The sequence below is a fragment of the Kribbella koreensis genome, assembly GCF_039525325.1.
Lineage (GTDB): Bacteria > Actinomycetota > Actinomycetes > Propionibacteriales > Kribbellaceae > Kribbella > Kribbella koreensis.
In genome coordinates this window covers 648,976-662,096 of the sequence record NZ_BAAAHK010000003.1, presented here as the reverse complement: position 1 = coordinate 662,096, position 13,121 = coordinate 648,976, and the positions used below count along the sequence as shown (strand labels likewise).

13 protein-coding genes and 1 pseudogene are annotated in these 13,121 nt (G+C 68.6%); 7 read left to right on the top strand and 7 right to left on the bottom strand.

The genetic code is table 11. The features are described 5' to 3' along the window. Positions 1-48 precede the first annotated feature (48 nt). The 4 genes and pseudogenes from ABD116_RS06795 to ABD116_RS06780 all read left to right on the top strand — a co-directional run. Positions 49-222: pseudogene (locus ABD116_RS06795) on the top strand (VOC family protein); the annotation flags it as partial. A gap of 61 nt (positions 223-283) precedes the next feature. Next, positions 284-484, top strand: a complete 201-nt coding sequence (locus tag ABD116_RS06790) for a VOC family protein (protein ID WP_343966614.1) — start codon at positions 284-286, stop codon at positions 482-484. 66 nt (positions 485-550) lie between these two features. Then, positions 551-1,423, top strand: a complete 873-nt coding sequence (locus tag ABD116_RS06785) for a hypothetical protein (RefSeq protein ID WP_343965990.1) — start codon at positions 551-553, stop codon at positions 1,421-1,423. Between the two features lie 2 nt (positions 1,424-1,425). Then, positions 1,426-1,779 carry a GntR family transcriptional regulator gene (locus ABD116_RS06780; RefSeq protein WP_343965988.1) on the top strand — a complete coding sequence of 118 codons (354 nt, stop codon included), beginning with the start codon at positions 1,426-1,428 and terminating at the stop codon, positions 1,777-1,779. A gap of 2 nt (positions 1,780-1,781) precedes the next feature. Here the strand turns inward: ABD116_RS06780 and ABD116_RS06775 are convergent, their stop codons facing one another. Beyond that, positions 1,782-2,162, bottom strand: a complete 381-nt coding sequence (locus ABD116_RS06775; RefSeq protein ID WP_343965986.1) for a RidA family protein — start codon at positions 2,160-2,162, stop codon at positions 1,782-1,784. Positions 2,163-2,167: 5 nt separating this feature from the next. Continuing rightward, the gene (locus ABD116_RS06770) at positions 2,168-2,788 is read right to left on the bottom strand and encodes a TetR/AcrR family transcriptional regulator (RefSeq protein WP_343965984.1); all 621 of its coding nucleotides are present in this window, start codon (positions 2,786-2,788) and stop codon (positions 2,168-2,170) included. A 164-nt stretch (positions 2,789-2,952) separates the two neighbouring features. Here ABD116_RS06770 and ABD116_RS06765 point away from each other — a divergent pair, with 164 nt between their 5' ends. Next, positions 2,953-4,965 (top strand): GxGYxYP domain-containing protein, encoded by a 2,013-nt coding sequence (locus ABD116_RS06765; protein WP_343965982.1) that lies wholly within the window; start codon positions 2,953-2,955, stop codon positions 4,963-4,965. A gap of 58 nt (positions 4,966-5,023) precedes the next feature. On the opposite strand, the gene ABD116_RS06760 is transcribed toward ABD116_RS06765, so the two are convergent. Genes ABD116_RS06760 through ABD116_RS06745 form a run of 4 tightly spaced genes read right to left on the bottom strand, consistent with a single transcriptional unit; the run spans position 5,024 to position 8,304 of the window. Next, positions 5,024-5,629: an AMIN-like domain-containing (lipo)protein gene (locus ABD116_RS06760; protein ID WP_343965980.1), complete on the bottom strand. Its 606-nt coding sequence runs from the start codon at positions 5,627-5,629 to the stop codon at positions 5,024-5,026. A 46-nt stretch (positions 5,630-5,675) separates the two neighbouring features. Then, the gene (locus tag ABD116_RS06755; protein WP_343965978.1) at positions 5,676-6,857 is read right to left on the bottom strand and encodes an MFS transporter; all 1,182 of its coding nucleotides are present in this window, start codon (positions 6,855-6,857) and stop codon (positions 5,676-5,678) included. A 46-nt stretch (positions 6,858-6,903) separates the two neighbouring features. Then, a complete protein-coding gene (locus ABD116_RS06750) occupies positions 6,904-7,662 on the bottom strand; it encodes a DeoR/GlpR family DNA-binding transcription regulator (protein ID WP_343965976.1) in 759 nt (252 codons plus the stop codon). Between the two features lie 36 nt (positions 7,663-7,698). After that, the gene (locus tag ABD116_RS06745) at positions 7,699-8,304 is read right to left on the bottom strand and encodes an AMIN-like domain-containing (lipo)protein (protein WP_343965974.1); all 606 of its coding nucleotides are present in this window, start codon (positions 8,302-8,304) and stop codon (positions 7,699-7,701) included. 101 nt (positions 8,305-8,405) lie between these two features. On the opposite strand from ABD116_RS06745, the gene ABD116_RS06740 reads away from it, so the two are divergent. Together ABD116_RS06740 and secA2 are read left to right on the top strand one after the other, a co-directional pair. Further along, the gene (locus ABD116_RS06740) at positions 8,406-9,206 is read left to right on the top strand and encodes a GNAT family N-acetyltransferase (protein WP_343965972.1); all 801 of its coding nucleotides are present in this window, start codon (positions 8,406-8,408) and stop codon (positions 9,204-9,206) included. A 60-nt stretch (positions 9,207-9,266) separates the two neighbouring features. Then, complete coding sequence (secA2, locus tag ABD116_RS06735) at positions 9,267-11,747, top strand: accessory Sec system translocase SecA2 (RefSeq protein ID WP_343965970.1); 2,481 nt, start codon at positions 9,267-9,269, stop codon at positions 11,745-11,747. Between the two features lie 52 nt (positions 11,748-11,799). On the opposite strand, the gene ABD116_RS06730 is transcribed toward secA2, so the two are convergent. Next, positions 11,800-13,110, bottom strand: a complete 1,311-nt coding sequence (locus tag ABD116_RS06730) for a GGDEF domain-containing protein (protein ID WP_343965968.1) — start codon at positions 13,108-13,110, stop codon at positions 11,800-11,802. Positions 13,111-13,121: the final 11 nt, after the last annotated feature.

Sequence of the window (13,121 nt, the reverse complement as noted above, 5' to 3'; positions counted from 1 at the left end):
CGACGAGGAGGCACCTTGATCACCAACATCAGCCTGATCACCGTCTACGTGCACGACATCGACGAGGCGAAGGCGTTCTACACCGAGAAACTGGACTTCGCGCCCGGCGAGGACATCACCGTCGGCGAGTTCCGCTGGTGCACCGTCTACCAGGCCGACCACCCCGAGCTGCACGTGGTGCTGATGCTGCCCGGCCCGCCGATGGACCCCGAATCGGCCGAGTCGATCCGCCGGATCATGGCCAAGGGCTCGATGCACGGCTTCGGCATCAACACCGACGACTGTGTTATCTCTGCCCCACCCCACCGCCCCGGTCTGGCGCAAAACCTTCGCCGAACTCGTCGCCAAGGGCGTCGAGTACATCCAGGAACCATCCGACCGCCCGTACGGCGTCGAGGCGGTCCTCCGCGACAACTCCGGCAACTGGCTGGTCCTGGTCGAGCAGAAGCTGTACAGCGCCGCCGATTTCCAGCCCGCCGACTGACCCCTGGTTGACAGTAGTCTTTGTCTCAATACAATTGGGACAAAGACTCGAGGGGAGCTGGTCAGGATGGGGTTGTCACTCGGCCTGGTGGTCGTGGCGGTGGTCGGTGGGGCGCTGCTGTTCTTGTCGCGCAAGTCGATCGCGCGCAGCCAGGTGGGACGGCTGGTCTACACCGGCGGGCTGCCGAAGGACGAGAAGTTGATGGCGGCGGCGGAGAGCCGGCTGGCCCAGACGCAGGCCGCCAGCGCGGTCGGGCTGGCGGTTGCCGGGGTGGTGGTCGGCGGGATCGTGCTGCTGGCCGGAGGCGACCTCTTCTCGCCGGTTCTCGGCTGGACCTTCATGGGGATGGTCGCCGGTATCGGCATCGGATCCTTCGTCCTGCAGTACCGTGCGGTGCGTGCCGCGCGGCCGGCCGGACCGCGGACCGCGACCCTGCGGCAGCGTCGCCTGGGGGACTACCTCACTCCGGTGGAGGTTATCGGGCAGTACGCCATGCTCGTCTTCCCGCTGCTCGCGCTGGGCCTGGGTGTGCTGGTGCTGACGACCGCCGACGAGCACGCAAGCCGCGGCTGGGCGCTGGCGATCCCGGGGCTGGCGACGATCCCGATCGCGGCGGTCGGGATCTACCTGCAGCGCCGGATCCTCCAGCTGAATCAGCCGGCCGCCACTGAGGACGAGCTGCGCTGGCAGGAAGCCCTGCGGGCCAAGGCTTTGCGGGACATGCTCAACATCCTGATCGGCGCCGGCTGGCTGTTCGGCGCGGCCGCGGTGCTGTCCTTCGAGTGGCCGGCCGGCGTCCCTGCTTTCGCCGCGCCGTTCGCGTGGGTTATGTTCATCGGCGGCACGGCGGTCGAATGCCTGATCTGGGGTGCCGCCGACAGCAAGCGGGGCCTGCGTCGCTCGCAGCAAGCGATCCAAGCACCCCTCGGAGACAGGTAAAGATGATCATCTCGGTGGACCCGGCCGCATCCCGGCCGCCGTACGAGCAGGTGAAGCAGCAGGTGGAGCAGTCGATCCGCCGGGGGGAGCTGGCGCAGGGCACGCGTCTGCCGACCGTGCGCCAACTCGCCGGGGATCTCGGGCTCGCGGTCAACACCGTGGCCCGGGCGTACAAGGAGCTCGAGGCCGACCGGCTGGTGGAGACCCGCGGCCGGAACGGAACGTTCGTACTGGCCGCGCGCAGCGAGATCGACGACGAGGAAACGCAGGCGGCGGCAACGGTGTTCGCTCGCGCGGCCCGCCGGGCCAACCTCTCCTTGTCCGAGGCGACCCGGATCCTGCACGAGGCCTGGTAGTTCTAGGACCGTGCGGCGACCGCCTCCACCTCGAAGAGGATGTCGGGCATGGCGAGCGCGGCCACTCCGATCACGGTCTGGGTCGGCGGAGTCGCGCCGGCGAACTGGCCGATCACCCCGAGCTTCTCGAAGTCAGGATTCACCACGTACGTCCGGAGCTGGACGACATGGCTGAGATCGAGCCCGTGGGCGGCCAGTGCGATCCCCAGGTTGCCGAACGCCTGCTTCACCTGCTCGGCGAAGTCGGGGGAGACGACCATGCCGTCCGGGCCCGACCCGTACTGACCCGAGACGAACACCAGCTCCGAGCCGGCCGGAACGGCGGCGGTGTGGCTGTAGCCGAACGGGACCGGGTTGTGCAGGCCCTCCGGGTTGACGAACATACAGGTCACCTCTCTGTGGGATCGATCGTGAGCGCGAAGGCCAGCTGAGCCAGCACCACTTCGCGATAGTCCTTGTCCTGCGGCGTTCGATGACCCAGTACGACCGGGTAGAGCTGCCCGACGATCGCCGCCACCACGACCTCGACCACTGTGGCGATCTCGAAGCGCGGCGTGAACGCACCGCTCTCGACCCCTCGCCGCACCGCGTCGACGAACGGCTCCCGGTACTGCGCCGCCAGCGCCGCGGCATGCTCCTGCAACTCGGCGTCATGAGCAGCGGCCGTCCAGAACTCCATCAACATCCGCCACGTCGCGATATCGGTGGACAGTCCTCGATCGACCATCGCCACCAACTGCTGCCAAGGATCGTCGAACTGCGCCACCAGCTCGTCCATGGCGGTCACCGCGACGGCCGTGGCGCGCCCGAACGCCTCGATCAGCATGTCCTCGCGCGAGCCGAAGTAGCCCTGCAACGTACTGACCGCCACCCCGGACGCCTCGGACACGTCGGCGTACCGAGTGCCCGCGTAGCCGCGGTCGGCGAGCACCGCGATCACCTGGTCGAGCACGAGCGTGCGCTTGGCGCCGCCGGCCCGGCGAGCGCGGCCTGACCCAAGATTGCTCATGCTCTTACCGTATCACCATACGGTAAGAGCATGCCGAGGCGAGCAAACGGAAACGATTCCAAGCAATTTGCCGACAACGTTGTCCGAGGTCTCGACACGCGCCGTGATGCTGACTAATCTCCCCGTCATTTGACAGCGATGTCAGCGACAGGGGAGTGGTCACGATGGTGTCGAGACGAACGTTCCTGGCGGGTAGCGGCGCACTGACAGCAGGTGGGTTCGGGTTGCTCCCCGGCCTGCCCGCAGGCGCCGTACCGACCTTGAGTACCACCACGAGCGGCAGGCTGCTGCCGGCCTTCGAGAGACCGAAACACCTGCACTACGGCGATGTCAGCAAGCTCAGCGGCGGCGACCAGACCCTGTTGACGACGCTGCAGGGCATCGTCAACAGGACCAGGCCGGAGCTCTACTTCAGCTTCGACACCGGCACGATGAGTACGCCGGACGCCAAGTGGCTCACGGATATGCACCTGCCGACGACGACGTACCAGAATCCCCTGGACCTGGTGGCCAGGTACCGGCATCGGGTCCGCGGCGCGATCGTCCACGACCCGGCCGTACCGGACTCGCTCAATGTTGCGACGACCCTGGCTGGGCTGGAGAGCGCGGTCGTCGCCGACGCCGATCAGGCCAAGGCACACGGCCTGCGGATCGTCAAAGACCTGCGCGGGATGTTCGACGACGACCGCGTGAAGACCTACCGCTGGCAGCTCGACAACCTGTTCCCACGCGTCACCCACCAGCTGCTCGCCGGCCTGCCGCCGACCCGGGTGGTCGCGGTCGAGAACGTGCAGTGGCAGGAGATCGCCCGCGAGACAAGGCAGATCCGCGACTCGTCGAACCGCGGCAGCTACGACCTCGACGTCTCGGCCAAGCTCGGCAAGGGCACCGTCTTCGTCCGGTTCGCCGACTCGTTCACCGACGACGGCTGGGGCGCGTCGGTCTCCGAGATCACGGTGAAGGCCGACGGCGCCCAGATCGCGCACTTCCTGCCCGGTACGCCGCAGGAGGCGCCGTTCCTCTTCGACGGCGTCAACTCGTCGATCGGCGGCGAGGCCAACCGCTTCAGCGACGGCGGTGGCTACTTCATCTACCAGTTCGACCCGCCGGCCGGTACGACGTCCCTCGTGGTCACCGTGACGATGTGGAACCAGTACCTGGTGAGCGCGACCGACACCTCGCCGACGCGGATCGAGCCGTTCGCGTACTTCCGCGACTACGTGGTGGCCACCAAAGCCCTGGTGAGCTGGCTACCGCCGGGTGGCGAGACCGGCGATCTGCTGGTCGAGCACTTCGCGAAGTACCCGACGCTGGCGCCGTACATGGGCTGGTTCGCCAACGACGTCTCCGGTGAGTGGGACGGCGTCGACCTCGCCTCGCAGGGTGGATCGCCGGTGATCGCGGCCGACTTCTACATGAACGGGACCGTCCATGCGGGCTTCAGCGCACCGATCTCGGACAAGGTCCGGCCGGTCCGGCGGATCAACAAGCCGAAGAACAAGGTGTACCTGACGCTGACGTTCGGCGAGGGCGACAACATCCAGTACTGCCAGCGGCACATGCGCGACCTCTGGGACGACCCGAAGCGTGGCGACGCACCGGCGAACTGGACCATCAGCCCGCTGCTCTTGGAGACCGGTCCTGGGTTGTTCAGCCACTACCAGCGGACCGCGACGGCCAACGACCTGCTGGTCTGTGGCCCCTCCGGCGCCGGCTACACCTACCCCGGATCGTGGGTGCCGAGCGACTTCACCCAATTCCTGAAGCTGACCGGCTCGACGCTGCGCCGGACCGGGATGGACGTCGTCTACTCCTACAGCCACCGCGAGAACGACAAATGGGTCCTGCTGTCCCCGGAGATCGCCGCCGGCTTCAAGAAGTACACCCCGCTGAAGGGGATCATGCAGACCTGGGACGGCGACCTCCTCGCAGTCCGCCAGTGCGGGCTGCCGGTCGTCGGACAGTGGGGCGCGCCCGGCAAGGCCGCCGAGTACAAGGCCGCGCTGGATGCCCGGGTCGCCCAGTGGGACGGCACGAAGCCGCTGTTCATCTCCGGCGGCATCAACGCGTGGTCGTGGACCCCCTCGGACATCTCGGAGTTGGCCGGCCTGCTCAAAGACCCATATGAGCTCGTGCTGGCCAACACCTTCTTCGACCTCCTCAACCGCGTCCTCTAGAAACGGAGCTGGACCTGCCGCGGTGGCGCGGCAGGTCCAGCGGCTTCAGGTTGCGGTCCTACCAGCGGTGCGCGACGTCGACGACGATGCGGCTGGTGTTGCCAGCGCCGGTCAGCGTGAAGACGCGGAACGGGAGGCGGGCGCGGACTCCGACGCCGATGACCGTCTCGCCCTCGAAGCTGCCCGCGTCCACGACCTGCCGGAACGTCCGGTAGCCGCGCACGTTGGTCAGCTCGTTGTGGTTCGGCGGATCGTAGGTGACGTAGCCGTCGTCCGTGTCGTATGGAGTGACCGACAGGATGATCTCCAGCTTGGCGCCACCGCGCAGCGGGATCAGCTTGCCCTCGCCGATGGTGTAGATGTTCTTCACGTAGTGCACGCGGAACCAGGACGGCTTGCCCTGGACGTCGAACACGATCCGGTCGTAGCAGGCGTGCCGCCCGGTCCGGACGTTCGTCAGCAGCCCGTACCCCCGGTAGGTGCTTGCCTCAGGCAACGAGCCCCATCGAGCGGCGCAGGTGGCGGCAGCGGCGGTGCTCGCGGTCGACGCGGCATGCGCCGGCACACTGACCGCGCCCGCCGGTACTGCGGCGAGGGTGAGTACTGCGAGCGCGGTGCGGATCGGTCGGTGGTGGCGGCGGTGGATGAGCTGGATGCATTTCATGTGCCCCCCTCAGGACACCTGTTAGATGCGCCCGGAGGGTCCGAAGTTATCGATTCTGCCGGTCTTCTTCGTCGCGTGGGAGGACGGCCGAGACCGCGACCAGGCAGGCGGACAAAGTCAGCGGGAGGATCATTGCGTGCTGGATGCCGAAGTGTTCGACCAGTTGGCCGATGAGAGCTGGGCCTACCAGGAAGGCGGCGTAGCCGAAGGTTACGACTATTGCGAGCATGCGGCCGCCGCCGACGTGGCCGGCTACGGCGTAGACCTGGGGAGCGACCAGGCCTACGCCTAGGCCGACCAGCGACCAGCCGATCAGTAGCAGGGGGAGTGGGTGGGCCAAGACTGTGAAGAGGTAGCCGCCGATGGCGGTGACCGCGCCTACCCGTACTACCGTGCGCCGACCGACTCGTGCGACGGCTCGGTCGCCGAGTAGGCGGATGACGACCATGAAGCCGCTGACGGCGACGAGGCCGAGGGCGCCTGTCGATGGGTCGATCTTGGCGACGTCGGTGACGTGGACCGAGGACCAGTCGACAGCCGTTCCCTCGGCCAGGCCGAAGCAGAACGCCATCAGGCCGAGCGCCCAGGCCAGCCGCGGGATCGCGGTACGGACGCCGTCCTCGGTGTGCTCGATCCTGCGTCCGTGCGGCACGATCCGGACGCAGACGGCGATCGAGATCAGGCCGACGACGCAGAGCGTGCCGAGGGCCGGGCCGACGTTGGCCGCGCCGGTCTTGTCGAAGGCGCGGGCGATCAGCACGATGGTGCCGGCGGCGGTCAGGTTGCCGACGCTCCAGAAGGCGTGGAAGCGGCTCATGATCGGCTTCGGCCGGGCCTGCTCGACCTCGACGCCGAGCGAGTTCATCGCGACGTCCATCGCGCCGTTGCCCAGCCCGGCCAGCACCATCGCGACGATTGCCCAGGGCAACGATGAGGTGATCGACAGGGTGCCGACGCCGAGCGCGAGCAGGGTCAGCGTGACGAGCGCGACCGGCCGCGCGCCGATCCGGTCGGCCAGCCGGCCACCGATCTGCATCGAGACGACGGCCGAGGACGCCAGACAGAACAACAGCAGCGAAAGCCCTGCTGCTTCGATATCGAGGCGATCCCGCAGGGCAGGCAGGCTTCCGCCGACACCGCCGATCAACATCCCGTTGGTGACGAACAACAGGAACACCGCGCCCGCCGCTGTCCGGGTGGACATGGGGTTGGGGGAGGTGGTGGTCATGCGAGCGCCCCGATCGTGCGGCCTGGGGTCGGCGCCGAGTGGCTCATCAGGCGAATCTGATTTCGACGTCGGCGGAGCGGAAGGCTTCCAGGGCTTCGTTGTCGGCTTCGTCGTCGGTGATCAGGACGTCGACTGACTCGAGGCCGGCCACCGTCACCATCGCGGTGCGCTCGAGCTTGGCTGATTCGACGGCCAGCAGCACTCGCGCGGAGGACTCGATCAGAGCGCGTTTCATGGCGGCGTCGGCCAGGGTGTTGGTGGTGAGTCCGTGGGCTGGGAGTGCCGCGCAGCTGCTGATCACCGCGGTGTCGAAGTGGATGCCGCGGACGCCGGCTTCCGCGGCAGCGCCGTACGACGCGAGCTCGGGGGAGCTGACCTCGCCGCCGGGCATGATCAGCTTGGTCCGCGCCGCCTCGCCCAGGACGACCGCCGAGTGCAGCGACAGCGGCATCACCGTGATCGCGCGCCCGGCCAGCTCGCGGGCGACCGCGAGGCAGGTCGTCCCGTTGTCGAGCGCGACCGCCTCGCCGTCGGAGATCAGTTCGGCGACGGCCGCGGCGAGCCGTAGCTTGACCTCCTTGCCCTGCTTGTCCCGCAACGTGAACGGGATGATCTCGCCGCGCAGGGCGACCCCGACCGCGCCGCCGCGGACCCGGCGTACCAGCCCCTGGCTCTGCAGCAGGTCGAGGTCGCGCCGGATCGTCATCTCCGACGTCCCGGTGTCCTGGGCTAGCTCGGCAACGCCGACCCGGCCCGCTCGCGCGAGCTCCTCGACGACGAACCTCAGCCGTTCCTCACTGTTCACACGTTCATTCGAACACGGCTGATGTTCGTTCGCAACTCACCAATGGTGCGCGACGTCGATCACGATGCGGCTGTTGCTGCCCGGGCCGGTCAGGACGAAGGTCCGGAACGGCAGCCGGGCCCGGACACCGAGCGCCAGCGTCGTCTGGCCTTCGAAGCTGCCGCCCCAGGCCACCTGACGGAAGGTGCTGTACCCGGCGACGGTCGACAGCTCCTTCTGGTTCGTGAACCGGTACGTCGGCCTTCCGGCCGCGTCGTACGCCGGGGCGGTGACGACGATCTGGAGGACGGCGCCGCCGCGGGTGCGGATCGGTGCACCGGAGCCGTCCGCGGTGGCCACCTTCACGTACCTGACCCGGTATCCGGTCCCGCCCTTGCCTGCCAGATCGACAACCAGCCGGTCGTAGCAGGCGTGCCGGCCGGTCCGGACGTTCGTGACTGCCGAAGCGCCGCCCCTGGTGCTTGCCTCAGGCAATGAACCCCAGCCGGTCGGACAGCCGGCCCGGCTCGCCGCCGATCGCTCGACGGGCGGGCCGGCCTGCGCCGGTACCGCGACCGCGGCGCCGGTAGCGAGGGCGGCGATCGCCAGGGCAGCGAGCGTGCCGCGGACGGGGTGACGACGAATGACGCTGACCTTGCTCATGACGTACTTCCCTCCCGTGACCGTGACCGTGGTGGTTGGTCTGCTGGTTGGACGCGGTAAAGGGGATGACGGTTGACTCCGCAGCAGCGAGGATGGCCGGGATGACACCTGATGAGCTGCTAGAGGTTTTCCACCGTCGGATCCGCCTGCCGGACGCCGACACGATTCCTGGCTGGAAGCAGGAGCTGGACGGGCTGGTGCACCGCTCGTACTTCGAGGGCGAGGGCGGCGGCGGATTCGTCGAGACGCCGCGCGGTCTCGGCGACGACCCGGACGCGGTGATCGCCGCGCAGGTCGCGTTCTTCCGCGAGCGCGGGCTGGAGTTCGAGTGGAAGACCTACGCGTACGACGAGCCGGCCGACCTGGGGGAGCGGCTGCTTCGCGCCGGGTTCGTCAAGGCGGACCCGGAGACGCTGATCCTCGGCGAGGTGGACGCGATCCTGGCCCGGCCGTCGGCGCTGCCGTCGAAGGTGCGGATGCGGGACGTGGGCGAGGACCCGGCGGACTTCCATCGGATCGCGGTGCTGATGGACACGCTGTGGCACAACGGGCTGGAGCGGATCGAGGAGCGGCTGGCCGCGGAGTACCGGATGTTCCCCGACCGGCTGGTCGTGACGCTGATCGAGGATGCGCTGCGGGGACCCGAGGGACCGGCGTTGACGGCGGCCTGGATCCGGTTCCATCCGGAGACCGGGTTCGCGAGCCTGTGGGGTGGCGGGACGCTGCCGCAGTGGCGCCGGCAAGGGCTCTACAGCGCGATCCTGGTGCACCGGGCGAAGATCGCGAAGGAGCGCGGGTACGAATTCCTCCGGGTCGACGCGTCCGAGGACTCCCGGCCGATCCTGCAGAAGCTCGGCCTCCATGCGGTCACCACGACCACGCCCTATGAATGGAAGCCCTGACACGCCCAACCCGGTGAGCGGAACGACCTCGGCAGGCTGTACGTTGCGGAGATCATGGCCATGAAACTCACCTCGCGCTTTCGCCGGCTGCTGCAGCGCCCCGGCTCGATCGACCTCGGCCCGTACGAGAAGCTGACCGCCGCGGTCGGCGAGGCGGAGGAGTCGCTCAAGGACCTGACCGACGAAGAACTCACCGAGGTCGTCACCGAGATGCGGACCACCGGTGGTCTGGACGAGGGCGACCAGATCGAGTTCCTCGCGCTCGCCCGGGAGGCCGGGCTCCGGGCCATCGGCGAGCGGGCCTTCGACGGGCAGATCGTCGGTGCGCTCGCGCTGCTGCAGGGCCGGATCGTCGAGATGGCGACCGGTGAGGGCAAGACACTGGCCGGCGCGTTCGCGGCCGCCGGGTATGCGATCGGTGGCCGGCGCGTCCAGGTGATGGCGGTCAACGACTACCTGGCCCAGCGCGACTCGGAGTGGATGGGGCCGATCTACGCGCTGCTCGGCGTGACGGTCAGCCACATCGGCCAGGCCTCGACACCTGAGGAGCGGCGGGCGGCGTACCAGGCGGATGTCTGTTACGCGCCGGTGAGCGAGCTGGGCTTCGACGTACTGCGGGACCGGCTGGTCGACGACGTCGCCGACCGGGTCACCGTCCAGCCCGACGTGGCACTGGTCGACGAGGCCGACTCGGTGCTGATCGACGAGGCCCGGGTGCCGCTGATCCTGGCTGGCGCGACCCGGACCGAGGAGCTCGACGACGACGTGGTCGCGCTGGTCCGCACGCTGCGGGCCGGCCTCGACTACGAGATCGACGGCGACGGCCGGACGGTCGCGCTGACCGACAAGGGCACGGACAAGGTCGAAGCGGCCCTCGGCGACATCAACCTGTACGAGGACGAGAACCTCGACCGGCTGACCCAGATCAACGTCGCGCTGCACGCCGAGGTACTGCTGCGCCGCGACGTCGACTACCTGGTCCGCGACGGCAAGGTCAGCCTGATCAACAACAACCGCGGCCGGATCGCCAAGCTGCAGCGCTGGCCCGACGGTCTGCAGGCCGCGGTCGAGGCCAAGGAGGCCGTCCCGGTCAGCGACTCCGGTGAGGTGCTCGACAGCATCACCGTGCAGGCGCTGGTCAGCAGCTACCCGACGGTGTGCGGCATGACCGGTACCGCGGTCGTCGTCGGCGAGCAGCTGCAGGAGTTCTACAAGGTCGAGGTGGCGGTCGTCCCGCCGAACAAGCCCAACATCCGCGTCGACGAGCCGGACCGGCTGTACCTGACGGTCGCCCAGAAGAACAAGGCGCTGGTCGAGCACATCGGCGAGGTGCACGAGACCGGCCGGCCGATCCTGATCGGGACGCACAGCGTCGAGGAGTCCGAGCAGCTCAGCGATCAGCTCGAGGAAGCGGACATCCCGCACGTCGTGCTGAACGCCAAGAACGACGCCGAGGAAGCCGCGATCATCGCCGAGGCGGGTGTGCCGGGGACAGTGACCGTGTCGACGCAGATGGCCGGCCGTGGTACCGACATCCGTCTCGGTGGGCGCGACGAATCGCACGACAAGGACCGCGCGATCGAGCTGGGCGGGCTGTACGTCATCGGCACCGGCCTGCACGCGTCCCGCCGGCTGGACGACCAGCTGCGCGGCCGCGCCGGACGCCAGGGCGACCCGGGCGGCTCGCTGTTCTTCGCCAGCCTCGCCGACGAGCTCGTCACCCGGTACTCCGTGACGTCGGGCCTGCGCCCGTCGCCGGACGCCGATGGCCGACTCACCGACCGCAAGGCGATCGGCATGCTGGAGCACGCGCAGCGGGTCGCCGACGGCGCGAATGCCGAGCTGCACCGTACGACGTGGTCGTACCACCGGCTCACCGGCCAGCAGCGGTCGATCCTGCTCGACACCCGCGAGAAGGTGCTGACCGAGGACCTGGCCGCCGAGGAGCTGGCCGAGCGGGCCAAGGAGCGGTACGACGAACTGGTCGAGGAGCTCGACGAGGACACCGTGAAGGCGGCCGCGCGGAAGATCGCGCTGCACCACCTGGACCGCAAGTGGACCGACCACCTGGCCTACCTGGCCGACCTGCGCGAGGGCATCCACCTCCGCTCGCTGGCCGGCGGCATCGTCCACATGAAGCCGATCGACGAGTTCAACAAGTCCGCGATCGCCTCCTTCGACACGCTGATCGCCGACGCGTGGACCGAGGCCGCCGAGACCTTCAAGGAAGCCGAGATCACGGCTGACGGTCTCGACGAGGAAGCCTCCGGCGTTCCGCGCCCGACCGCGACGTGGACCTACCTGGTCAACGACAACCCCTTCGGCACCGAGGCCGACCGGATCCTCGGCCGCCTCCGCAACGCGATCAAGCCCGAGTCCGAAGGCCAGTCCGAAGAGATCCCGGCCGAGACCTTCGACCAGGACGAACTCCCCGAGGAACTCCGCGACCTCGACGACGAAGACCTCGCCGACGAACTCCCGGAGGAACTCCGCGAGGCCGGCGACGACACCGAGGACAAGAAGCCGGACACCAAGGACTGATCTCCGTCAGCAGCCAGCCACCACGGACTCCTCCGTGGTGGCTGTTTTGCTGTCAGCTCATCGCCGGAGCGGTGACGACCTGGTTCCGGCCGGCGTTCTTGGCGGCGTACGTCGCCGAGTCCGCCGCCAGCAGCAGTTCGTCGAGGGTGCTCCCCGCTACCGGGTAGCTGGCCGCGCCGATCGAGCAGGTGAGACCTTCGACGGTGGCATGGCCGTGGGCCGTGGTGACGGTGGCGGTGATCCTGGAGATCCGCCGCCGGATCCGTTCCGCTGCCTGGCTGGTTTCCTCCGCGCTGGTGTTCGGCAGCAGGATCGCGAACTCCTCGCCGCCGAGCCGGCCGACCAGATCGTCGGTCCGGACATCGTCCTTCAGTTCGTTCGCCACGACCTTGAGGACCTGGTCCCCGGCCAGGTGCCCATAGGTGTCGTTGACGAGCTTGAAGTGGTCGAGGTCCAGGTAGAGCACGCCGAGCGAGGTACCGCCGTTCTGTGCCCGGTCGAGCTCCTTGCCGGCCAGCTCGTGCCAGAAGACGGCGTTCGCGAGCCCCGTCTGCGAGTCGGTGCGTGCGGCGTACTGGAACTGTCCGACGAGCAGTGCCCGGTGCAGGCCGAGCACCGTGATGAGCAGCACGACCGTGAGCCACGGCTGCTCCATCAGCAATGCCCCGTTGGCTACGCCGAGCCCGAGGGCACCGGCCACCACGAGGTGGTCGGACGGCTGGCCGAGCACCTTGCGGGCGTTCGTGTTCGGATTGGACAGCAGGATCGCGCCGACGACCAAGGCGAAGTTGACGAACCAGAACACGACGCCGGCGACGATCACCGCGATCAGCCCGACGAATCCGCCCGCATAGCCCGGGTGGCCGGTGGGGTTGATGGCGGTCAGGCTCACCGATGCCGCGGCCGCTCCGACCACCACGCTGGCGGCGGAGAAGATCCCGCGGTGGGGAGCGCTGCGCCGAAGGCGGAGCCCCGAGTGCAGGAAGGTCAGTGCGGTGATCGCAATGGCGAGCGGCCCCGGCAGCACGAGCACGGCCGCGAAAATCCACATCGACTTCAGATTCGCGTAGATGGCGCCTTCGGCGGCCGTCCAGCGGAGCCGTTCGATCTCGCGTCCCGCCTCGGTCTGGATCGCCGAGCCGAGGGCGAGCACCCCGAACCTGATCCAATCGTCACCGCCGATCGAGAGGTCCCGCAACGATGCGGCCAAGACGACGAGCGCGAGCACGTCGACGGCCAGCACGTAGCCGAGCACGGACTTGGGTGCCGACCACAGCGCCCAGCGGGCAGGCGTCCATGAAGAAGCGGTGTCAGTCTCGCGCCTACGCCTGCGCTTTGGTCTCCAGTACCTGATACTCGACATAACAGTTCCCC